This is a genomic window from Pseudoalteromonas sp. BSi20480, from assembly GCF_000241365.1.
GTDB classification, from domain to species: domain Bacteria; phylum Pseudomonadota; class Gammaproteobacteria; order Enterobacterales; family Alteromonadaceae; genus Pseudoalteromonas; species Pseudoalteromonas marina.
Map to the genome: position 1 here is coordinate 23,742 of NZ_BADX01000085.1, position 21,027 is coordinate 44,768.

A 21,027-nucleotide genomic window follows, 5' to 3' on the forward strand; every position below is an offset into this window, starting at 1 on the left:
ATGCAGCTAAAATCAGCCTTTATCTCTTTATGCAGTGCCGTACTTACATTTAGCCTTCTAGTAAGTGAGCCATTAAAGGCGCAAACTAACTTTAATCTTCCTGATTTGGGAACTTCTGCATTACAAGTACTCCCCCTCGAAAAAGAACAAGCGATTGGGGAAGTAATGATGATGCAAATACGTGGTGGTTCACCGATTATTAACGACCCCGTATTAGATGAATACCTAACTACCATTGGTAGAAAGCTTGTTGCAAACGCAAACGATGTACGTTTTCCGTTTTCATTTTTTTGGATCAATAACTCTGACATTAACGCCTTTGCTTTTTACGGCGGGCATGTCGGTGTTCACACAGGCCTTATTGCGCAAGCCGATAGCGAAAGTCAGTTTGCATCTGTGCTCGGTCACGAAATCGCTCACGTGACTCAGCGCCATTTAGCACGCAGAATTCAGCAACAGCAAGATAACAGCGCGATGACCATAGCGGGTATGATAGCCGGCATTTTAGCAACTATTGTTGCCCCTGACGCTGGTATTGCCATTATTTCAGCTAGCCAAACACAATCTGCCTTTAGCCAATTAACGCACAGTCGCTCTGCTGAACAAGAAGCTGATCGAATAGGCATGCAAACACTTAACAATGCAGGATTTGATGCGCGTGCATCTAGCGACTTTTTAACTAAACTGGCTGCACAAATTCGTTATAAGTATAAACCACCTGCATTTTTGCTTACTCACCCACTGCCAGAAAGTCGAGTGTCTGATGTACGTCTTCGTGCTGAGCAGTACCCAAAGCGCCGCTTACCTGCAAGCCTCGAATTTAACCTTGCAAAAAGCCGAGTGCTTGCGCGTTACGACAACAAACCAGAAAATGCTGAAGCCTTATTTAGAAAACTCCTTCGTGAAAACAGCTACAGCAATACAGCACTTAATTACGGTTTAGCGTTAAGTTTACTTGATCAAGAAAAACTTGACGAAGCAGACTCTATTTTAAGCAAGCTATTAAAAAGTGACCTTAAGAATTTATTTTATATTGATACGCAAACTGATTTACTCATAGCGCAAAAAAAAGCCAACGAAGCCGTTTCATTTTTAGCTGAACTACATAATTACCGCCCTAACAATCAAGTAATTACGCTCAACTATGCAAATGCAGCATTAGAAGCTAAGCAATACGAACTTGCTGAAAACGTGCTTAAAGGTTTTTTATTAGAAAAACCAGAGCATAGTTTAGGTAAAGAGCTACTGGCTGACGCGTACAAAAAACAAGACAAATTGGCGGCCTATCACGAGGCAAACGCTGACGTGCTATCTCAATACGGTGCTTACATGAAAGCCGCTGATGAAATCCAAAAAGCGCTTAACTTCGTAGAATCAACAGAGTTAATAAAACAGCAGCGATTAAAAGCATTACTTACTCAGTACCGCCGTTTACAAAAAGAGCTTGCAAGGCTTTAAGTCTGCAAGCTGTTGCCCTAAAATAGAGGCAATTCACACTATGGAAACTTTTATGTCTGTTACTATTTATCATAATCCGCGTTGTTCTAAATCGCGTGAAACACTTGCCCTTTTACAAAGTAAATCAATTGAGCCCACCGTTGTTGAGTATTTAAAAACGCCTTTAACATCTGATCAAATTACTACACTTATAGAACAACTTGGTTTTAGCTCTGCTCGTGATTTAATGCGTACAAAAGAAACCGAGTACAAAACGCTAAATTTAAAAGACGAAACAAACGAAACCACGCTTATAAACGCCATGGTTCAGCATCCAAAATTAATTGAACGCCCTATTGTTGAACACAATGGTAAGGCCGCAATTGGTCGCCCACCAGAAAACGTTTTAAGCGTTTTATAATGAGTACAACCATCGTGGTACTTTACCACTCGAGCCATGGCTCCGTTGAAGCAATGGCTCATGAAATAGCTGAGTCAATAGAGCAACAAGGCGCAACAGCCCTACTGAGAACGTTTGTAGCTAAAAACCCCCACGACATTGTTATTAGTAAAGATGACCTTATACAGTGTGATGGCTTGGCTTTTGGTACACCTACCCGATTTGGTATGATGGCCTCTCAAGCCAAAGCATTTTGGGAAACCACCAGCGAGCTATGGCTCAAAGGCCAACTAATTGATAAGCCCGCATGTGTGTTTTCATCGTCAAGCAGTATGCACGGCGGTAATGAGGCCACACTGCTTAATTTATCATTGCCCTTACTACACCACGGAATGATGCTACTTGGTGTACCTTACGATGTGCCCGAATTATTAGGCACTCAAACTGGCGGTACCCCCTATGGCGCTTCGCACGTTGCCGGTAGCAACAATAGTGCCCAGTTAAGTAAAGACGAAATTAAAATATGCCAAAGCGTTGGTATACGCCTGGCAAAAATTGCGAGTAAACTTCAATGAACACAGCGCAACCCCCTGCTAAAAAGCCAATAACCGTAAAATTTCAACGCATTGCTTTAATTGGCTATATTGGCTTGCTCATTTTAATGCCATTATGGATGTACTTTGTGCCCCCTCAAGAAGGCCCGCTCGATGTTATGTCGTTATTTGTACCTATAATTCCTCTATTACTTCCACTCAGAGGTATTATAAAAGACAATACCTATACCTACGCTTGGGCAAACTTTGTTGTTATGCTTTATTTTATTCATGGCTTAACTATGCTTTGGGTTGCACCTGATGAGCTGATTTGGGTGTTACTTGAGTTGTTGTTTGCATCTTTCATGTTTATTGGGTGTACTTATTATGCAAGACACCGCGGGCAAGAGTTAGGCTTAAAAATTCGCAAACTAAAAGAAGATTTAGCCGACGAAAAAGCCGCTAACGAACTTAACAAGTAAAATAAAAAGCGCGTTTACTATTGGGTAAACGCGCTTTTATACATTTTAAATACGTATTAACTATTTAAACCAATTCACTTAGTGCAGCCAACGTCACGATACCCGCTAAACCTAGCTGAGCTAATAAGCTCAACAACGAAAAGCCCCTCAATACAAATAAACCCCAAGGGTGTTTTATATGTGGATACAAAGCGCAGCGCTTTAAGCTCATAGCAAAGAAAAAACAAATCACCGTAACCATAGTTAAACCAAGCGTCAGTTCACTTTTTATGGTCAGCGCTTCATCAAAAAAGAAAAATAACTGTAATGGCAATAATAAAGTCACAATAGCATGTAAAACATGCACTTTTTTAATGCGATCAAATTGCCCTTCTGGGGATAGCTCTTTAATTCCAAAATCACGCTCTAGGCATTTAACTAGGTTTTGCGCTTTAATGCTCACAGCCAATCGATAGCAACTTAGGCCCTCGTTATTACGCGCTCTGAAATCAAAGCCTGCTTTTATTAGCATTACCATTAACGATTCATTTTTAGAGAGCACAGCATAATGCAATGCAGTATTACCAAGGCTATCAAGAGCTTTTTTATCTTGCTTAGGTAGTAAGGTTTGCACAACGTTTACAAAACCACGCTCTGCCGCCCACATGAATGCTGTTTTACCGTTATCATCAGCTAGTGTGCCTGTTGCACCTTGCTCAATAAAGCGCATAGCCATTGTTTGCTTGGCCGTTTTTTTACGTAAATGTGTTAGGAGCGCTTGCTCAAGTAAAACCACAGAATCAACATCAGGCGATACTTGTTTCAATAAAGTAAAATAGTCTTTACCCATTGCTACTTTGTCACTTGCAAGCCCACTTAACACTTCTAAGTCAGCAATTGACTCAGGTATAAAGTGGCTTAAGCGATCTCTAAAATCAACTTCTTTCCATAGCGATAACGCATCAACTGCACTAAGCTTACTGCCATTATTTAAAGCATGCTCAATGAGCGTAAAATAACGTTTGCTAAAAAATAAATTAAATAATGAAAGCGGTGTTTCAACTGCATTTTGTGCGGCAACACTCGCGTATTTTTCTAAACGCTGACACAACAACAGCACTAAGCTCTCTGGAGTATATTCGTTATCGTAAAAGTGGGTTTTCATTGCGCCTACGTATGCCTGTGCATCTTCGTCGTATTCACAAATATGTTGAAAATAGCATTCTTCAAAAGGTTCAAGCGGTGTTAACCACGCCAAATAATAAATCGGGGGCAAAACAGTGGTACACACACCATCGTCTTCATTGGTAGAACGACAAGCTGGCCAAGCTTCTAAAGCATCTAAAATAAAGGCACCGTTTTGCTCTACAAGGCCTTTAATGAGTAACGGATATTCCTTTGGCCAAATCAGTACATTTTCCATTAAAACAACACAACTCCAGTGTAGCTTGGGTAAGTGGTCAGGTTATAACAGCTTTCAGCTGACACCACGCTTAATCAAAGAGGCGATATTCTAGCACACCCAGATCGCCACGCTAGAACAAAGTAGATGAATAATGAAAAATATAAAAGCAGCCAAGTAAGTAATTACATGGCTGCTTTTTTGGTTGGAGTTGGGCTTAATCTCTTCCACACAAAAAGATTAATTATTTATTCTTTAACTCGCTAATTACTTGGTCAATGCCTACATCTGAAATGCGCTGAATTATCTCTTTTTGCTTAGCACTTAAAAGCGAAATACCCTCGGCTACAATATCATACACCTTCCATTGGTTATCTTTACCTAGGCGTAACTTAAAGCTTAAATCAATTGTGGGGGCGTTAGGCTCTATAATTTGCGTATTAACCGTGGCATATTCTGAATCGCTTTGTGCATTATTGTGCTCAAAAACCACTTTTTGGCCTGTGTATTTCATTAATGCACCGGCATATGTACCAGTTAAGTAATGCTCAACCGCGTCAATAAAATCAACAGCTTGTTGGCGCTCAATACCTTTAATGTGTTTACCTAATAGTTTAAAAGACACAAACTTAATATCAATGTGTGGCATTAAACGTTTTTCAACAATTCCCGACATTTCAATTTTACTGGCATTACCTTTACTGTTCACTTTACCTATATCAGCAAAAAGGGTGTCTGCAACAGACTCTAAAAGTATATCTGGTGATTGCTGAGCTTGTGCATAAAGCGATGTACTTAAAAATAGCGGTAGCAATTAAAAATAAGTTTAATAAGTTTCATAATATTTTTGTTTGTGTGATTAAGTTAAGGCTAATTTACGTTATTAATACGCAATAAAAAAGGCACAAATAAGCAACTTATTAATGCCCAAAAAGCACCAATAGATTAAGTAATTAAATTCAATAAGTTAATAAAACCTATTAACACACCGTATACATCCCCATTTTCGCTCGCCTTGAATTTATAACCTCCCCACCCTCATCATTTGTTTTTTCGATAAATCAACTATCAGCGAGCAGCTATGAAATCCTTTTTTAAAATACTTATTTTATTAATCGCCTCACTTTTTATTAATAACACAGCATTAGCGCAATCAAACCATGGCTACGCAGTCGACGTACTTAAAGGCACGGGTAATATAAATGGAATAAAATTAGCTTATCAATACCATATGCCAAAAATGCAAAACTTAGTTGGAGATACCCGCTTTTATATCGAAACCAGTGTAAACCTGTGGGAATTTGCGCATAACCACCACTCACAATCCAACTTGGTATTAGCGGTATCGCCTGTATTACAGTTTCCAGCGTTTAGTTTTAATAACACCCCGTTTTATGTTGAAGCAGGCATTGGTATTTCACTTATTGACGAAACACAGTTTGGTGGTAAAAATTTAAGTAGCCATTATCAATTTGAAGATCGTATTGGACTCGTTGCCGACTTAGGCGATACAAACATTGCTTTGCGAATTATTCATTATTCTAATGCGGGGTTTCAAAAGCCCAATCCAGGCCTTGATTTTATGACCTTATCGGTTGCCAAGCGATTTTAATACTCTCTGATTTGTTTGCTGGTAATTACTATTTAAAAACGTAAAATAATCAGCAAACAAAAACTGAGAAATTAAAATGCAAACATGGCAAGTAATCCTCATTGTGGTGATGGTATTTGGTGTTGTAATAGGAAATATTGCCTTGATAAAACACAGTGCTAATATGGAATTTAAAAAGTCAGACTCGCACTTAAAAAACAAACAAGACACAAAAAAGCCCTGATAAATCAGGGCTTTTAATTTAAAAAATAAGCTTAACCAACAAGCCAGTGTGCCATTAACGAAATAATCGGCAATGTTATTAGCGTTCTGAGAATAAATATTACGAACAGCTCAACAATGTTTACTGGAATTTTGCTTCCTAACAACAACGCGCCCACTTCAGACATGTATATAAGCTGAGTCACACTCATCGCGGCAATAATAAAGCGTGTTACATCACTCTCAATAGTCCCAGCTGCAAGGATTGAAGGGATAAACATATCGGCAAAACCAACCATGATTGTTTGTGCTGCAGCCTCAGCTTCAGGCACTTGCAACAATTCTAAAAATGGAATAAACGGCATACCTAAATATTGAAAAAGCGGCGTATATTCTGCAATGATTAATGCAAATGTACCCACGGCCATAACAACAGGTAATACAGCAAATACCATATCAAGTGCGTTGTGTACGCCTTCTTTTAATGTCCCCACTACACCCGGCGATTTATCTGCCTTGGTCAGCGCTATATCTAAAGAATGACCCACTAATGATTTACCTTCAGGCACCAGCTCTGCGTTTGCATCAGGCTCTGAGCCATCAATAAGTAAATCTTTTTTAAACCTAAGCGGTGGCAAGCGCGGCACAATAATAGCGGCAGTAATACCTGCCAAGCACACCGTTAAATAAAACGGAGCAAATAAATACTCAAGCTTTACTTGGCCAATAACCACTAAACAAAACGTAATGGAAACAGCAGAAAATGTAGTACCAATAACAGCGGCTTCGCGTTGTGTGTAGTATTTATCTTCGTACTGGCGCGCAGTCATTAATATTCCCACACTGCCATCACCTAACCACGATGCCACACAGTTAACGGCACTTCGCCCTGGAACGCCAAATAACGGGCGCATTACTTTCGTTAATAACGTACCTACCAACTCAAGCAACCCAAAGTTAAGTAACAAAGGAAGTAAAAGTCCTGCCAGTATAAATACCGAAAACAACACAGGAAGTAAGTCGTTTAACACGAGTGCCCCTGTATTTTCAGACGTTATCGCATGCGGCCCCACGCCTAAAAAGGTCATTAGTACAAATACAGTACCAAATAAACGCGTAAGCAACCAAATCCAACTAACATTAAATAAGTGGTTTAACAGTGGTACTTTACAAATCACTTGAGGCTTAAAAACACTTACAATGAGTGAAAACACACCCGTTATACAAATTATGGCAGTAATAATAGCCTGTGCTGTATCTGCAAAAAATACTTGCATGGCTTTGGCCATCATTGCAATAGGAATGGTCATTGCTTCACCGCTCGACACCGGCGTCATGAACAAAAACACACCAATTAGCGAAGGCACAAGGAACGCAAACCAAGTACGCCAATCGTACTGAGGTGAAGTTGATAATTGAGACATATTTTTAACCTATAAAAACCACAAAAAGAGCTAAGCGCTCTTTTTGTGGTAAAACGTATTATTATTTATATTTTAATGCCGCGCTTAATAAGTGCTGCTTCTAGTGCTTGCTGTAAACCATTCATGGTACCTGGCTCTAGCGTTTCGCCTTTATCATCCATCCAGGTTAAGCTTGTGCCACCTTGCTTGGTTTTACTCACTAAAATTTGGTATTGGCCTTCATCTATTGGTAATTGCGCAACATCGTCGCCCCAAATCGAATCCCACATACTGCTTTCTGGTGCTTTATAGTCAGCTGTAATTAAACCTGTATCTTGGTTTATTTCAACAATAGTAAACGACAAACGCTCTAAAAAGCCTGAAAAACGATCAAATACCGCATCGTAAGACTGCTCAGTAACCAGTGCTGCATTACCTTTATTGTCAAAGCCCATTTCTAAAGAAATAATACCTTGGCGCTTGCGCATATCTACTTCAAGCTGGCGATAGCGGTAATCAAATTCAGTAATAACTTGGTTAAGTGCACGCACTTCTAATTGCTGTTTAAGCAAGTCTGTAAGTGTTGTATCACCTTTAAAATCGATTAACTCAGCACGTAAAGAGGCTGTACGTTCATGCGATTTTTTTTCAATAGAAAATCTAAAACGTTGCAGGTCATCGTTTTTTTCATCGCCCCACAACCAGCTTTCTTCTGTTTTAATAATTGCGTACCAATCGGTTTCAATAATGCCAAGTAGCTTATCTTCTTTGGTAGTAGCGGTGTTATTTTCAGCTAAAACAGCTTTAATTGAATCCCAAATAAAGTCATCTAAATCAACAATGCCATCGTTTTTATCAAAATATACGCGTGCTAAATTATCAGCCTCTTCGACCCAGCTGCCTTTTGCTACAGTGAGTACTTGAGCTGGTGGACGATAATTGGTTGCGTCTGGATCATTGTCATATTGACCTACTTCCATTTTATAAACTGGATCTTGAGCCGGCTGAGATAAAGACGCTGGCGCTTTTACTGGCTCATGCGCGCGGTAATTACGTTCATTATGCGCATCGTTAACAAATACACTACACCCTGATAAACTTACCAATACACTTACTGCAAGTGCTTTTGGGATCCAATACTGCACAGATAATTCTCCTTAGCATACCCTTTAATTGTTTTAACAAATATATGAGTGGGTTATGCCGATTTGGTTCAGTGTAAAATCAATATTAACTTTACATTTTTATTTGGCTGCTTAATTGCAATAAAGTTCAGCACCTCAACTTAGAAAAACTAAGGGCAAATAAGCAAATTTTAACTATGGTACTTTCCTGTGCTAGTAAAAACAAGAAACACCGTACTTTAAACGCGCTTAATTAGCCCGCATTGTAGTTTACACACTGTTTTGTGTTAAACTTCGCCGCCGAGCAAGTCCTCGAGTGTATTTAGTAGTGTTATCCATTGCGTTGTTATAACCCTTGTAACTTAGGTATTTTAACCCATGACTGCATTTTCAAATCATCAAATTGTGTTAACTGCTATCGGCGAAGACAGGCCTGGTATTGTCAGTGAACTGACGCAATTAGTTAGCGACTGTCACTGCAATATTATTGACAGCCGCATTGCCATTTTAGGCTGCGAGTTTACCTTTATAATGTTATTGCAGGGCGATATGTCGGCCATTAGCCGAATTGAACATGTGTTACCAACCAAAGCAATGGAACTTGGCTTGTTAACCATGATGAAACGCACAACCAGCCATACCCCTAGCGAGTTTTGCGCCGGTTACACATTAGAATACACGGGTATAGATACCCCTGGTACGCTAAGCAAAGTGACACGCTTTTTTGCCGATAACCACATCAGCATTTGCTCTTTAAAGTCAGATACGTTTAATGAAGAAACTGACACTAAAATGCGCTGTGAAGTAGAATTTAATATCCCCATAGATGTAGACATAGATAAATTTAAAATTAGTTTTGAGAGCCTTTCTCATACCCTAAACGTAGATTATATTTTTAAACGCATTCGTTAAGGAAATAGCATGAACACAATTAGTCCATTACAAGCTGGTGATACAGCACCCGCTTTTAGCTTACAAAACCAAAACGACGAAACAATCACATTAAGTGAATTGTTAAAAGAGCAACAAGTACTTGTGTACTTTTACCCTAAAGCGTCTACACCAGGTTGTACCGTGCAAGCAGAAAACCTGCGCGACCAACAAGCTGAGCTTGCTAAATTTAACACCCGTGTTGTAGGCATCAGCCCAGATCCAATTAAGCGCCTTAAAAACTTTGAAACTAAAAAAGAGCTTAACTTTGATTTACTCGCCGATGAAGATCACGCCATTGCAGAAGCATTTGGTGTATGGGGCTACAAAAAGTTTATGGGTAAAGAGTACGACGGTATTCACCGCTTAACGTTTTTAGTAGGCCAAGACGGTAAAATTAAACACTTATTTGATAAATTTAAGACCAAAGATCATCACCAAGTGGTGCTTGATTATTTGGCAGCAGAATAAGCTCGCTAACTACGACCAAAAAAATACATAAAGCGTTGCCCTAGAGCAGCGCTTTTTTATGTTATTTACTAAATAACGTGGTTAAATAAAGCATCTTCGAAAAATAAATAAACAACTGCACGTTTTGAATTTAAAGTTACAGTTTGTTCCTTTTTGTTTTCACCAATACGCTTTATTAGGTTACTCATATATGAGACAAGAATTAAGAACTAAAATAATTGAAGTATGTGATAAAAAAATTGCCAGTAAAGGTGATAATGTAGGTCTGTCTTTCTATGCTTTTTTTGCTAATAAAAACAACAATCCTGAACTTTTAATGGAAGCTGCTACTTGGTGGATTCAAACTCATCAGTTAGATCACTTCGTTAAAGCTCATAAAATAAAACAGATGGTGCTGAGTAATTTATAAGCCCTAAAGTGTTCATATTCAATGTGCATAATGCTTTAAGCAACAGTTAAAAGCGCGATTTAAAGTCTCTAAATCAAGGATTGTGTATGTCTTTTGTAAAAAAGCTATTTCGGTGGTCACGAGGCAGGCAAAAATCGGGCTATGATAAAATGCTGCTTTGTGGTGCATTTTGGCCCATAAAGTTTGATGTGTATTTATTAAAGTTCCCAAAAGGAAGTGAAATACCACCGCACACTGATCATGTTAAGGATGGACAGCATTACAGACTAAATATTGTGTTAAAAAAAGCGGATATAGGCGGAGAGTTTATTTGCTCTAGCCTCATATTTGAAACAGAACGGATCAAGTTATTTCGCCCTGATATCAGCAAGCACCAAGTATCAAAGGTAGAAAAAGGTAACCGATATATACTCAGTATTGGCTGGATAAAAAACAAAATATAAGGATTTAAATTTGAAAAAGGCAGTTAGATTTAAAGCGTATTTAGTGGCTTTAATCACATGTATTATTGGGTTTCAGTTTTCGCCGGCAAGTAATCAGTTTTATGCAAACCCGTTTTATATTGGCGGTTTTATTTTTGCAATCGTACTAATTGTTAATGTTATTAATTACTTCTGCCCAAAGTGTAAGAAAAACCAAGTAATGCAATCGGCTAAAGGCTATCGCCTTCCAACAAATAAGTGCTATCACTGCGGGGAAGAAATTAACTAGCCTTGTCGGATGGCGCTTCGCTTATCCGACCTACGTGTTTAAATAAGCTTGTTAGAGTTTGATATAAAGAGCGCTTGGAAAGAGTGAGCATTGAAGTTGCTGTGTTGGGTTTCGTTTCACTCAACCCAACCTTTTATCTACAGAATATAACTTAACGCAGAGCAGCTTATCGCTTACAGCTAACCACTTAAAGCCGCCTTTGCGCTTTAACTAATTCCTAAATACTTGTGTACTTGTATTGATAGGCGCCAGTTTTTGGCAATACAGGTGTCGATTGCTAATTTGGTTGCTGATACTTTTTGGCTAATTGGCTGTAAGTAAACAAGCTTTGGGTTAACACCTGTTTTGGCAAATAGCGCTTCAAGCTCTTCTACGTGCTTTTGCATTGCTACGGGATGTTTAATTTCGTTTGCACGCTTCATGGCGCTGGTAAGTACTTCATAACCGCCGCGCATGTTTATTTTAGGCGAAACGGTAACCCATGTTTGCTCCGGGGCAAGTATTTCAAACGTGCCGCTGGTTTCTATTTGTGTAGTAAAGCCTTGTGCATGTAATAAGTTACATACTGGGTTTAAATCGAACATGCATGGCTCGCCGCCAGTAATTACTACGTGCTTTGCGGTATAGCCACGTGATTTAAACAGCTCAAGTACTTGCTCGGCGCTGGCATCGGCCCAATGATCTGAGTCGGCTTTTTTCTCTACGGTTTCGTCAAGAGACACTTTGTATACGTTGTCTACATCCCATGTTTGTTTTGTGTCGCACCACGAACACCCTACAGGGCAACCTTGCAGGCGTAAAAATATTGAGGGTGTGCCAGTAAAGCTTGCTTCACCTTGAATGGTTTCAAACACTTCATTAATTTTGTACAAAAGAGATCTCACTTACTACCTAGCAGCAACATTGCTACTATTAAAGACGAAAAAGCGCTGAGCAAAAATTGTTATTTAAGCCGCGGCCATGTAGTATATCGCGCCCTGATATAAACCTCTATTAAAACTAAGAGCAAAACAGATATGACGCAAAAAGTAGTTGTTATTTATTCCGGCGGTATGGACTCATTTACCGTATTAAATAAAGCCCTGCAACAAGGCCATGATGTATATGCCCTTTCGTTTGACTATGGTCAGCGTCATGTAAAAGAGCTTAAAGTTGCAGCGAATGTGTGTGAAAAGCTTAATGTTCCACACAAAATAGTTGATATTTCAGCTGTTAATCAGCTTATTGGTGGCTCATCATTAACCGATAACATTGATGTACCAGAAGGCCACTACGAAGAAGAGAGCATGAAAAGCACAATAGTGCCAAATCGAAATATGATTTTGCTCTCGCTTGCAGTTGGTTACGCAGTATCACTTAAAGCAAGCCAAGTTTATTACGGTGCACATTCTGGGGATCATGCTATTTACCCCGATTGCCGTCCTGAATTTGTGCAAAAAAATGGATGATGTATGTCGTATTGCAAACTACGATGCAGTAGAAATTTTTAGCCCATATCTTAATAACACCAAAATTGATATTTTAACTGACGGTATTAAAATGGGTTTAGATTACAGCCAAACATGGACATGTTACAACGGCCGTGAAAAGGCCTGTGGTAAGTGTGGTGCGTGCCAAGAACGTTTAGAAGCATTTGCACTAAACAATATTACAGATCCGTTAGAATACGAATAAGCAACACATAACTACCCATTTAGGTACTAGAAAAAGGCTATGTTACATAGCCTTTTTTATTGCACAACAAATTAAATAAATAGCACTTTTACACTCTATAGCCAGCGCCTTACGCGAGCTTTATAGATAGTAAATTCATCACCAAATAATTTAGTAAGCGCACGTTCTTCTGGCATTATTTGGAACAACGTTAAATAGCCAATAAACCCAATAACACCTAACATTGCCCAAACAGAGCTTAACCACACCCCCCACCCAGCTAAAATAAATGCAAATCCTAAATACATGGGATTACGTGAAATTCGGTAAATACCGCTGGTAACTAATTTTGATGCCTGTTCTGGTTTATTGGGGTTTACTGTGGTTTTGGCTAGCTTAAAGCTCACAACACCCGCAACACAGCTTGCACAACCAATAATAACTAAACTTGCCGCCAAGTAGGCAACAAATACAGTAAAGTCAATAACACTGTAATGCGCTATAAGCGCCATAATGCCTGCAAAAAATAGAACAACTATAACGGGAGGTATTTTATTATTTAGCATAATAACTCTCTGATAAAATTAGTTTATAAAATAGTGTGTTAGTAACTATATGGCGATTGATTTGACATTAAACAACCCTGTTACTGTATAAAGTATGAACACCAAACAAAAAGCACTGATTTACATGTATATAGCTACAGTGTTAATTGATTGATTTCAAATCATCGCCCTTTACAAATAAAGTTACAATTGTCAGCTTTATCTAAATTGAAGAAAGCGTATACTTTAAAAATAAAAATATAAATATAAAAGGAATATAGTTATGTCTGGTACTACGATGATTGTACTTATCGTGCTTATATCTGTGGGTTCGGGTGTGGTTTACGATATGTATAAAAAGCATTTAGAGTTTAAACATAAAATGCAAAACAACAATAGCGATGCTCATAAACAACTTGCTGAAACAAAAGCAGAAGTGGTTGCACTAAAAGAACGTGTACAAACACTCGAAGCCATTGTGACCGACTCAAGCTTTAACGTTAAGCAAGAAATAAACAAACTGTAAGCGTTGTTAAACGCTTACTTGTTCACTAAGGCCCTTAAAGGTAGTTTGGGTATAAATGGGCATTTTCTGGTTGATCTATTCCATGGGCTGCTAAAAACCCACCTATAGCTTGTCCACACCCCTGAGGTGCCCGCCCGCTGTCTATTTCAAAGTTTAATTGATTAGCTTCTTGCTTACCCATTGAGCACAAATCAACTGTATTTGGTGAGCGCATTGCAATGCTTAACTTACCAATACTTTCTACCGCCACACTTTTACTAAAGCGGGCAAAACCTTGATACTTAAACTGCTCATTTACGTAGTCGTTGCTAGTATTAACTAAGGCTGTAATAAAACCATGTAAAAAGTGGTTAGTAGACGAACCCGTAGTTAAAAACGCAATTGTTTTGTTATTAAATTCATTAAGCTGAGCGTTGTCGCAATGAAGCTTTACTGTATACAAGTGTTGCTGCTCGTTTATAACTTGATGGCTGGTAAGCTCAACAGTCGAGTCAGCAAAAACAATACGGCTGATTAAATCTTTAACGTCATTATTATGCCGAGCTTGTATGACTAGTTCAGGGTTTTGCGCCATGACAGGTAAGTCGTGGTGATTATTAAATGGTGTGCTAATTGCACCATTTTGTTTTAACTGAAACAACTCTCTAACTTCGTGCTCACGCGCTACTTTTAAAGCTAAAAAAGCAGTTTGAATAAGTTCTGAAGTGGGCAAGTTTTCTTCTACTATCCAGCGCCTACCAAATAGTAATTTTTTTGCTTTATCGGCATTTTGATGGCCACTTTTTTTGTAGTTGTCAGGGCTTAGTACTGCAACTTGTAGGTAAATTTCATCGCCTTTTTGTGCAGCAAGAACTCTAAAGTGCGCCGAAAACTCTATGCTTTCGAGCACTTCATTTACACTTTGAAGTGTATGCTTGTAACGTAAAAAATGCTGTGGAACGACCCAATTATTATTAGCTAATTGCACAAGCGGCGCATAGGGAATTGGCTGCTCGTAGCTATGTTGCCATTTTTTGTCGTTACTGAGTAACGTATTTAGGTGACTATTTTTATCTGACATAAATAAACCAAATAAACTCGCACTGGGCAAGATATTAACTGTGCTTACATTACGTGTTTTGTTATGTAATTAGATCACAGCCGCCCGACAAAATTGGGCTTTTTTAACTATCGTATAGACTTTGATAGTCGCTTATAACTTTTTGATAATAAAGCTCATCTTTATTGAGCATTTTATTATAATGATTTAACAGTCGTTGAATGTAAGCCGTATGCTGTTTATTATTTAAGTCCCACATGGCATCACCTGTTTTACTTACCGTTTGGTTGCTTTTAAAGCTAACCTCTATGAGTTCGTATATACGGTTTTTATCGCTTATGATGTGCTCACTATGCAAACCCAAATTAAGCGTGTGTAAACCACTGCGCAGTAAATAGGTGTGGTGAATTGGGCATAAAATAAATCGAACATGCTTTACACACTCTGGCGAGTTGTTAGCTATTATTTGCTGCACTAAACGCAGCGCTAGCTCACCACCTATACCCGCTATAACCACTACCTGATTTGCTACATCATCAAGCTTTATACTTCCAACGTCCTGACACAAGACCTGCCATTCAGGCTTTTTATCACCAGGCGTCCTTAGTTTTTTGTTACGTGTAAGCGTTGCCTCAAGGTCGGCCATGACATTGGATAAAATATCAACAAATATGACCTTATCCGCAGCTGAGCGCTTTAACAAAGCCATTCCCAAATAGCCATGATCGCAGCAGCAATCCCAAATAGTGTTTTGCTGGCGAGTGATCAGCGCATCAATCGCAGCCAGTCGTTTACTGAGCTTCATTTAATCAGGCGAATGTGACATTTTATAGACAAGCGCTTTTAAACTTTTATCACTGTCTATTTCAATAAAGCGTGCGGTAGGTGCAAGGCGCTCTACAAATTCAATCGCACCTTGTGTGTGCTCAGCAATAAGTGCTTTAAAGGCATCCTCAGTTAGCTCGGGGCTATTGGCGCATAAGAGCAATTTAGTTGTTTGATTAAGTAACTCAGGGAGCCTACGAAGCACTTTTTGGTAATCTTTAGTTAAAATAAAGCTGCCTTTTTGAAAACTTGGTGGGTCAACAATAATCAGATCAAACGGAGCCGCTTTTTTTAATTTACCAAACGACTTTAAAATATCGTGAGGTAAGTAACTCACGCCTTTGTCAAAGCCATTTAACTGATGGTTTTGCTTACCTAGTTTGAGCACTCCTTTGCTCATATCCATATTCATTACGTGATCAGCGCCGCCCTGCATTGCTGCTAACGAAAAGCCGCACGTGTACGAAAATAAATTAAGTACTTTGCCATGCTTACTATTGGCCATTACAAACTCACGGCCGCTTCGCATATCTGGAAAAATCCCGGTATTTTGGCGGCTTTGCAAATCAACTAAAAAGCGAATTCCGTTTTCGGTTACTGTATGCGGGTTAGGAAGCGCTCCAAACATAACGGTATTTTGGCTTTGTACACCTGCGCGCTGCTGATAAACAAGCGAGGTAATTAACTCTGGGTAATGCGCTTGCGCCCACTGCCAAAGTGTTTCGGTTAGCTGATTAAGCGTGTTGTCGTCTATTTCATCGTAAGAGACTAAAAATAAGCTTGGCGGGTAAAAATCTAAATTTAAGTGGCTTAATGCCTCAATACTATGGCCTCGCCCGTGAAAAACACGACACAGTTCGTTATTTAAAATAGGGGCACTCTCAAGTGCCGTGATAAGAGGCGTAAAATTTATAGTCATTTTTTAATTAATCAACTGTTGTTGTAGTTCGTGTATTTCGTCGCGCACAGAGCCCGCCTTTTCAAATTCTAAATTACTCGCATACGCGTGCATTTTAGTTTCAAGCTGCTTGATTTGCGCTGCAATTTCTTTCGCGCTAAGCACCTTTTTAGACTCTTTACGAATAAGTTGTAGGTTATCTTTAGGGCCAGCTTCTTCACCTACATCCATCACATCAAGAATCTTTTTGGCTAAAGCACGTGGCTCTATGCCGTTATCTATATTGTATTGATGTTGAATTTCGCGCCTGCGGCTTGTTTCATCTATCGCTTTTGCCATAGATTTAGTCACTTTATCGCCATATAAAATAGCACGGCCATCTAGGTGACGCGCGGCACGACCAATAGTTTGAATAAGCGAGCGCGTTGAACGTAAAAAGCCTTCTTTGTCGGCATCCAGTATCGCAACCAGCGCCACTTCAGGCATATCCAAACCTTCTCTTAGTAAGTTAATGCCTACTAGCACGTCAAACACCCCTGCGCGTAAATCACGAATTATCTCTACGCGCTCTACAGTATCTATGTCTGAATGCAAATAACGTACTTTTACGCCGTGTTCACTTAGGTAATCGGTTAAATCTTCAGACATACGTTTAGTAAGCGTAGTCACTAATACGCGCTCACCTTTTTCAACACATTGGTATATTTCTGATAATAAATCATCAACTTGGTCGCCAACAGGCCTTACTTCTATAAGCGGGTCTAAAAGCCCTGTTGGACGAATAATTTGCTCTGCAACTTCCCCGCCACTGCGCTCCATTTCAAAGTCGCCAGGCGTTGCCGATACATAAATGGTTTGCGGAGCAATGGCTTCAAACTCTTCAAACCTAAGTGGGCGATTATCCATGGCTGAGGGCATTCTAAAACCATATTCTACAAGGTTTTCTTTACGGCTTCTGTCGCCTTTATACATAGCGCCGATTTGCGACACCGTTACATGGGATTCATCAATAATCATTAATGCGTCATCAGGCAGGTAATCAAGCAATGTTGGTGGCGGATCGCCAGGGGTTCGCCCCGATAAATATCGACTGTAGTTTTCTATTCCCGAGCAATAACCCAACTCGGTCATCATTTCTATATCGTACTGAGTACGCTGCGCAATACGCTGCTCTTCTACCAATTTATTAGCACTGAGTAATTGAGCTCTTCTATCTTTTAGTTCTATTTTAATATTTTCGATTGCACCTAGAATTTTTTCTCGCGGAGTTACATAGTGCGTTTTAGGATAAATAGTGGCGCGCACAATATGTTTTTCAACAGCACCTGTCAGCGGATCAAAAATACTCAAGCGCTCTATTTCGTCGTCAAACATTTCTACCCGCACTGCGTATGTTTCTGACTCTGCCGGGAATATGTCGACCACTTCGCCGCGAACTCGGTAAGTACCTCGGCTAAACTCTATGTCGTTACGGGTATATTGTATTTCGGCTAAGCGGCGAAGCATGTCACGCTGGTCAACTTTTTCGCCTACTTTTAAAAGCAACATCATTTTCATGTATGACTGGGGGTCACCCAAACCATAAATAGCCGAAACCGATGCAACAATAATGGTATCGCGGCGTTCAAGAAGTGCTTTAGTAGCACTTAAACGCATTTGTTCTATGTGCTCATTTATTGAAGCATCTTTTTCGATAAACGTATCACTCGATACAACATAGGCCTCTGGTTGGTAATAGTCGTAATAAGAAACAAAATATTCAACAGCATTTTTAGGAAAAAACTCTTTCATTTCACCATAAAGCTGTGCAGCCAACGTTTTATTGTGGGCCATAATAATTGTTGGGCGATTTAAGTCGCTAATAATATTAGCCATGGTAAAGGTTTTACCCGTACCTGTAGCCCCTAACAATGTTTGATGAGCAAGCCCGGCCTCTAAACCTTCGCACAACTGCTTTATTGCGGTGGGTTGATCCCCTGCTGGCTTAAACTGTGATTTTAACTGAAAATGATCACTCAACTATTGCACTCCTGTAACGACTGACTGCTCAAAGACTTAAGCTCTTTTATAAACCATTTATACGCTACCAATGCGGTAAATAAATTACCGACAGCAGCACCTATAAATAATCCCGTTAACCCTGCAAAATGACTACCTAAATAAGCAAACGGAACATAGAAAACAAACAACCGAATAATACTTAAAAACAGCGCGTTCATTGGTTTATGCAAAGCATTAAACGATGAGTTCGATAATATGATCACACCTTGCAGGCCATAACTAAGTGGAATGATATAAATAAAAAGTTTAATTACATCTATTACCGCTTGCTCTTTACCAAATAACTGACTTATAACGCCAGAAAAAATAATCAGTAAAATATAAATTATGAACTGCCAAACCATGACGAACTTCAAGGTACCTATGTATGCATCTTTCACTCTACATAACTTTCCAGCCCCAAAATTTTGACTAACAAATGGAGGGAGTGTCATTGATAAGGCAAGCACTAAAATACTTGCAATAGACTCTATTCTGCTACCAACACCAAACGCAGCAACAGCCTCAGGGCCATGATTAGCAACAAGTGCAGTCATGACAGCCATTGCAACAGGCGTGAGCATATTAGCACCTGCAGCCGGCACACCTATTTTTAAGATTTTTCGGATTGCCCCCACAACCGTTTGTGAGCCCGCTTTTAAGCTAAGTAGTCGCTTTTTTACGATTAATATATATAAAATAATCACAACTGCTACAGCCCAAGCTATTACACTTGCAATCGCAGCCCCTTGAATACCCATAGCAGGTATAGGGCCAAAACCAAATATCAGCATTGGGTCAAGTATTGCATTTATTAGCCCAGCTCCTCCCATTACAATACTTGGCGTTTTAGTATCGCCACTGGCACGTAATACGGAGTTACCAATCATTGGTGTGATCAAAAATACACTGCCAATAAACCAAATATTCATGTAGTCATGAATTAACGGAAGCACCTGCTGTCCTGCTCCCAATAATGTAAATACAGGGTCAATAAGTAGATAACCAATAAGCGATAACGCAAGCACCAATACAACAGCCACTAATATAGAGATGCTGGCGTCAAATCGGGCTTCATCTATTTTGTTACTGCCTAATGCTTTTGCAATGACAGCTGAAGTACCTATTCCTAACCCTATAGCCAAACTAATTACGGTAAATGTAACAGGGAATGTAAAGCTCACTGCCGCAAGGGGCTCAGTACCTAACAAGCTAATAAAAAAGGTATCAACAATATTAAACATCATTAACATGATCATGCCAAAAATCATTGGAACAGTCATGGTTTTCAACGTGGGCAAGATGGGATCGTTTAGTAAATCTGGGCGAGTCTTGGTATTTTGTGTTACGCGCATGAAATAAATAGCCTCTTTTACTGAGTTGATTATTTTAAAGCATCAGGGCAATTCAAGCCACGGATTTATCAATAGATTTAATGCAATAAAACTGCTTAAAGTGCGCCTTGGAAGTAAACATTGCTTTTTAAACGGTTTTGTTAAAACAGCGGCTTAACGCGTCAAAAAACAATTAAGACACATAATTGTTACTTTTATTACAAAACACACGCGTTACCTGATGTCTTTTTTGCACAAATCTCCTTTTTGATTTATCGTAACGAAAAATTCCACTCATCGTATCACACACAATAAAACAAAAACTTTAAACCATTGTTTTTAAAGGCAATAAAAATAATGATTTAAAAGCTTGAAATCGTTGTAGCACTCTAAATTACTGGTGCTGCTGATGTTCTTAAAGTTTCATAAACAGAGTTATCCACAGAAACCGTGGATAACTCATTGGACCCCGCATTTATAAAGGGTTTAAGAGAGATACATTTTTACTACTAACTTAAAAAGTGATGAGATTTGCTTTTTTAGTGTTTTATAACCTTTGCAAACCTATTTCATCAGGTTAGTAAATTTTATTTGCAATGTGATTATTAAGCTAACCTGTTTTCAGCATTTATAATTGCAAGTTATTGATTGTATTATTTATGAGCACCTTTGCTTTTACTTGCGTATATGGTTAGGTGCTAAAATTACAAATGTTTAAAAAGCATACGCTTTAGATTTTATTACTTAGGATTAAAAATATCCTAACGTCAGGTTTTTGAGTATAAATAGCTAAAACGAAGAGTCAGTACTTTTAAATTTTGTGTTTTACACAGACCAAATCATTTCAAAGTCGTATTTTATTTACTCAATTGGCTATAGCAAACGATCACTTAGCGCTAGTTTACCACTGATGGTTTTATTGAAAGGCCAATAAATGGTTTCAAATAAAGCTATAAAACACGCAGATTGCACATAAAAACAACGAATAAACCTCTTTTTTAATTTATGACTTTTATATGTTGACACTTTGCAGCGCGGTCATTAATATTTCGCCCCGTTGAAAGGCAAGACGC

At 39.0% G+C, this 21,027-nt stretch carries 23 protein-coding genes and 1 pseudogene; 13 read left to right on the forward strand and 11 right to left on the reverse strand.

Annotated features, from left to right (window positions below; all coding sequences use genetic code 11):
* The 4 genes from bepA to P20480_RS08825 are packed head-to-tail and all read left to right on the forward strand — an operon-like array spanning position 1 to position 2,852.
* On the forward strand, positions 1-1,458 hold the full coding sequence (bepA, locus tag P20480_RS08840) for a beta-barrel assembly-enhancing protease (RefSeq protein WP_008129789.1): 1,458 nt from the start codon (positions 1-3) through the stop codon (positions 1,456-1,458).
* Positions 1,459-1,510: 52 nt separating this feature from the next.
* Complete coding sequence (arsC, locus tag P20480_RS08835) at positions 1,511-1,858, forward strand: arsenate reductase (glutaredoxin) (protein ID WP_033019120.1); 348 nt, start codon at positions 1,511-1,513, stop codon at positions 1,856-1,858.
* Entirely contained in the window at positions 1,858-2,412 is a 555-nt protein-coding gene (gene wrbA / locus P20480_RS08830; RefSeq protein WP_010557550.1) for an NAD(P)H:quinone oxidoreductase, read from the forward strand. The genes arsC and wrbA overlap by 1 nt, the downstream gene beginning before the upstream one ends.
* Positions 2,409-2,852 carry a DUF2069 domain-containing protein gene (locus P20480_RS08825; protein WP_008129791.1) on the forward strand — a complete coding sequence of 148 codons (444 nt, stop codon included), beginning with the start codon at positions 2,409-2,411 and terminating at the stop codon, positions 2,850-2,852. The genes wrbA and P20480_RS08825 overlap by 4 nt, the downstream gene beginning before the upstream one ends.
* A gap of 64 nt (positions 2,853-2,916) precedes the next feature.
* On the opposite strand, the gene P20480_RS08820 is transcribed toward P20480_RS08825, so the two are convergent.
* Positions 2,917-4,254: an ankyrin repeat domain-containing protein gene (locus tag P20480_RS08820; protein ID WP_006792331.1), complete on the reverse strand. Its 1,338-nt coding sequence runs from the start codon at positions 4,252-4,254 to the stop codon at positions 2,917-2,919.
* A 223-nt stretch (positions 4,255-4,477) separates the two neighbouring features.
* Positions 4,478-5,047 (reverse strand): MlaC/ttg2D family ABC transporter substrate-binding protein, encoded by a 570-nt coding sequence (locus P20480_RS08815; RefSeq protein WP_008129795.1) that lies wholly within the window; start codon positions 5,045-5,047, stop codon positions 4,478-4,480.
* Between the two features lie 267 nt (positions 5,048-5,314).
* Here P20480_RS08815 and P20480_RS08810 point away from each other — a divergent pair, with 267 nt between their 5' ends.
* Both P20480_RS08810 and P20480_RS19200 read left to right on the forward strand, forming a co-directional pair.
* Positions 5,315-5,845: an acyloxyacyl hydrolase gene (locus P20480_RS08810; RefSeq protein ID WP_008129798.1), complete on the forward strand. Its 531-nt coding sequence runs from the start codon at positions 5,315-5,317 to the stop codon at positions 5,843-5,845.
* A gap of 76 nt (positions 5,846-5,921) precedes the next feature.
* Positions 5,922-6,068 carry a DUF2897 family protein gene (locus P20480_RS19200; RefSeq protein WP_006792328.1) on the forward strand — a complete coding sequence of 49 codons (147 nt, stop codon included), beginning with the start codon at positions 5,922-5,924 and terminating at the stop codon, positions 6,066-6,068.
* Between the two features lie 31 nt (positions 6,069-6,099).
* Here P20480_RS19200 and P20480_RS08805 read toward each other — a convergent pair whose 3' ends face one another.
* Both P20480_RS08805 and bamC read right to left on the reverse strand, forming a co-directional pair.
* Complete coding sequence (locus P20480_RS08805) at positions 6,100-7,470, reverse strand: YjiH family protein (protein ID WP_008129799.1); 1,371 nt, start codon at positions 7,468-7,470, stop codon at positions 6,100-6,102.
* A 65-nt stretch (positions 7,471-7,535) separates the two neighbouring features.
* A complete protein-coding gene (bamC, locus tag P20480_RS08800) occupies positions 7,536-8,594 on the reverse strand; it encodes an outer membrane protein assembly factor BamC (protein ID WP_008129800.1) in 1,059 nt (352 codons plus the stop codon).
* 357 nt (positions 8,595-8,951) lie between these two features.
* On the opposite strand from bamC, the gene P20480_RS08795 reads away from it, so the two are divergent.
* The 5 genes from P20480_RS08795 (at position 8,952) to P20480_RS08775 (ending at position 11,094) form a co-directional block, all read left to right on the forward strand.
* The gene (locus tag P20480_RS08795; RefSeq protein WP_008129801.1) at positions 8,952-9,485 is read left to right on the forward strand and encodes a glycine cleavage system transcriptional repressor; all 534 of its coding nucleotides are present in this window, start codon (positions 8,952-8,954) and stop codon (positions 9,483-9,485) included.
* A 9-nt stretch (positions 9,486-9,494) separates the two neighbouring features.
* Positions 9,495-9,974, forward strand: a complete 480-nt coding sequence (bcp, locus tag P20480_RS08790; RefSeq protein ID WP_008129802.1) for a thioredoxin-dependent thiol peroxidase — start codon at positions 9,495-9,497, stop codon at positions 9,972-9,974.
* A gap of 190 nt (positions 9,975-10,164) precedes the next feature.
* Positions 10,165-10,383: a DUF6500 family protein gene (locus tag P20480_RS08785; protein ID WP_006792323.1), complete on the forward strand. Its 219-nt coding sequence runs from the start codon at positions 10,165-10,167 to the stop codon at positions 10,381-10,383.
* An 86-nt stretch (positions 10,384-10,469) separates the two neighbouring features.
* Positions 10,470-10,826: a 2OG-Fe(II) oxygenase family protein gene (locus tag P20480_RS08780; protein ID WP_008129804.1), complete on the forward strand. Its 357-nt coding sequence runs from the start codon at positions 10,470-10,472 to the stop codon at positions 10,824-10,826.
* Between the two features lie 10 nt (positions 10,827-10,836).
* On the forward strand, positions 10,837-11,094 hold the full coding sequence (locus P20480_RS08775) for a hypothetical protein (RefSeq protein WP_008129805.1): 258 nt from the start codon (positions 10,837-10,839) through the stop codon (positions 11,092-11,094).
* 206 nt (positions 11,095-11,300) lie between these two features.
* On the opposite strand, the gene queE is transcribed toward P20480_RS08775, so the two are convergent.
* Positions 11,301-11,966, reverse strand: a complete 666-nt coding sequence (gene queE / locus P20480_RS08770; protein ID WP_008129807.1) for a 7-carboxy-7-deazaguanine synthase QueE — start codon at positions 11,964-11,966, stop codon at positions 11,301-11,303.
* Between the two features lie 144 nt (positions 11,967-12,110).
* Between queE and queC the strand changes: the two are divergent.
* Positions 12,111-12,768: pseudogene (queC, locus tag P20480_RS18120) on the forward strand (7-cyano-7-deazaguanine synthase QueC).
* A 95-nt stretch (positions 12,769-12,863) separates the two neighbouring features.
* Here the strand turns inward: queC and P20480_RS08765 are convergent.
* On the reverse strand, positions 12,864-13,313 hold the full coding sequence (locus tag P20480_RS08765; RefSeq protein WP_006792319.1) for a methyltransferase family protein: 450 nt from the start codon (positions 13,311-13,313) through the stop codon (positions 12,864-12,866).
* Between the two features lie 262 nt (positions 13,314-13,575).
* On the opposite strand from P20480_RS08765, the gene P20480_RS08760 reads away from it, so the two are divergent.
* Entirely contained in the window at positions 13,576-13,818 is a 243-nt protein-coding gene (locus tag P20480_RS08760) for a hypothetical protein (RefSeq protein WP_008129811.1), read from the forward strand.
* A 34-nt stretch (positions 13,819-13,852) separates the two neighbouring features.
* On the opposite strand, the gene P20480_RS08755 is transcribed toward P20480_RS08760, so the two are convergent.
* The 5 genes from P20480_RS08755 to P20480_RS08735 all read right to left on the reverse strand — a co-directional run bounded on the left by P20480_RS08755 (position 13,853) and on the right by P20480_RS08735 (position 19,975).
* The gene (locus tag P20480_RS08755) at positions 13,853-14,878 is read right to left on the reverse strand and encodes a hypothetical protein (protein ID WP_033025463.1); all 1,026 of its coding nucleotides are present in this window, start codon (positions 14,876-14,878) and stop codon (positions 13,853-13,855) included.
* A 103-nt stretch (positions 14,879-14,981) separates the two neighbouring features.
* Positions 14,982-15,662, reverse strand: coding sequence for a tRNA (adenine(22)-N(1))-methyltransferase TrmK (locus P20480_RS08750; RefSeq protein WP_008129813.1), 681 nt, complete (start codon positions 15,660-15,662; stop codon positions 14,982-14,984).
* On the reverse strand, positions 15,663-16,601 hold the full coding sequence (locus tag P20480_RS08745; protein WP_008129814.1) for a class I SAM-dependent methyltransferase: 939 nt from the start codon (positions 16,599-16,601) through the stop codon (positions 15,663-15,665).
* 3 nt (positions 16,602-16,604) lie between these two features.
* Positions 16,605-18,599 carry an excinuclease ABC subunit UvrB gene (gene uvrB / locus P20480_RS08740; protein WP_008129815.1) on the reverse strand — a complete coding sequence of 665 codons (1,995 nt, stop codon included), beginning with the start codon at positions 18,597-18,599 and terminating at the stop codon, positions 16,605-16,607.
* The gene (locus P20480_RS08735; RefSeq protein WP_008129816.1) at positions 18,596-19,975 is read right to left on the reverse strand and encodes an MATE family efflux transporter; all 1,380 of its coding nucleotides are present in this window, start codon (positions 19,973-19,975) and stop codon (positions 18,596-18,598) included. Before P20480_RS08735 ends, uvrB begins: the two co-directional genes overlap by 4 nt.
* Between the last annotated feature and the right edge of the window lie 1,052 nt (positions 19,976-21,027).

Bases quoted from the DNA above. Each gene is read 5' to 3' on its own strand.
- P20480_RS08810 (WP_008129798.1), top strand. From the start codon at position 5,315: ATGAAATCCTTTTTTAAAATACTTATTTTATTAATCGCCTCACTTTTT.
- bepA (WP_008129789.1), top strand. From the start codon at position 1: ATGCAGCTAAAATCAGCCTTTATCTCTTTATGCAGTGCCGTACTTACA.
- P20480_RS08780 (WP_008129804.1), top strand. From the start codon at position 10,470: ATGTCTTTTGTAAAAAAGCTATTTCGGTGGTCACGAGGCAGGCAAAAA.
- P20480_RS08765 (WP_006792319.1), bottom strand. From the start codon at position 13,313: ATGCTAAATAATAAAATACCTCCCGTTATAGTTGTTCTATTTTTTGCA.
- P20480_RS08745 (WP_008129814.1), bottom strand. From the start codon at position 16,601: ATGACTATAAATTTTACGCCTCTTATCACGGCACTTGAGAGTGCCCCT.
- P20480_RS08805 (WP_008129799.1), bottom strand. From the start codon at position 7,470: ATGTCTCAATTATCAACTTCACCTCAGTACGATTGGCGTACTTGGTTT.
- P20480_RS08735 (WP_008129816.1), bottom strand. From the start codon at position 19,975: ATGCGCGTAACACAAAATACCAAGACTCGCCCAGATTTACTAAACGAT.
- P20480_RS08755 (WP_033025463.1), bottom strand. From the start codon at position 14,878: ATGTCAGATAAAAATAGTCACCTAAATACGTTACTCAGTAACGACAAA.
- P20480_RS08795 (WP_008129801.1), top strand. From the start codon at position 8,952: ATGACTGCATTTTCAAATCATCAAATTGTGTTAACTGCTATCGGCGAA.
- P20480_RS19200 (WP_006792328.1), top strand. From the start codon at position 5,922: ATGCAAACATGGCAAGTAATCCTCATTGTGGTGATGGTATTTGGTGTT.
- bcp (WP_008129802.1), top strand. From the start codon at position 9,495: ATGAACACAATTAGTCCATTACAAGCTGGTGATACAGCACCCGCTTTT.
- arsC (WP_033019120.1), top strand. From the start codon at position 1,511: ATGTCTGTTACTATTTATCATAATCCGCGTTGTTCTAAATCGCGTGAA.
- P20480_RS08825 (WP_008129791.1), top strand. From the start codon at position 2,409: ATGAACACAGCGCAACCCCCTGCTAAAAAGCCAATAACCGTAAAATTT.
- wrbA (WP_010557550.1), top strand. From the start codon at position 1,858: ATGAGTACAACCATCGTGGTACTTTACCACTCGAGCCATGGCTCCGTT.
- P20480_RS08785 (WP_006792323.1), top strand. From the start codon at position 10,165: ATGAGACAAGAATTAAGAACTAAAATAATTGAAGTATGTGATAAAAAA.
- P20480_RS08750 (WP_008129813.1), bottom strand. From the start codon at position 15,662: ATGAAGCTCAGTAAACGACTGGCTGCGATTGATGCGCTGATCACTCGC.
- P20480_RS08760 (WP_008129811.1), top strand. From the start codon at position 13,576: ATGTCTGGTACTACGATGATTGTACTTATCGTGCTTATATCTGTGGGT.
- P20480_RS08820 (WP_006792331.1), bottom strand. From the start codon at position 4,254: ATGGAAAATGTACTGATTTGGCCAAAGGAATATCCGTTACTCATTAAA.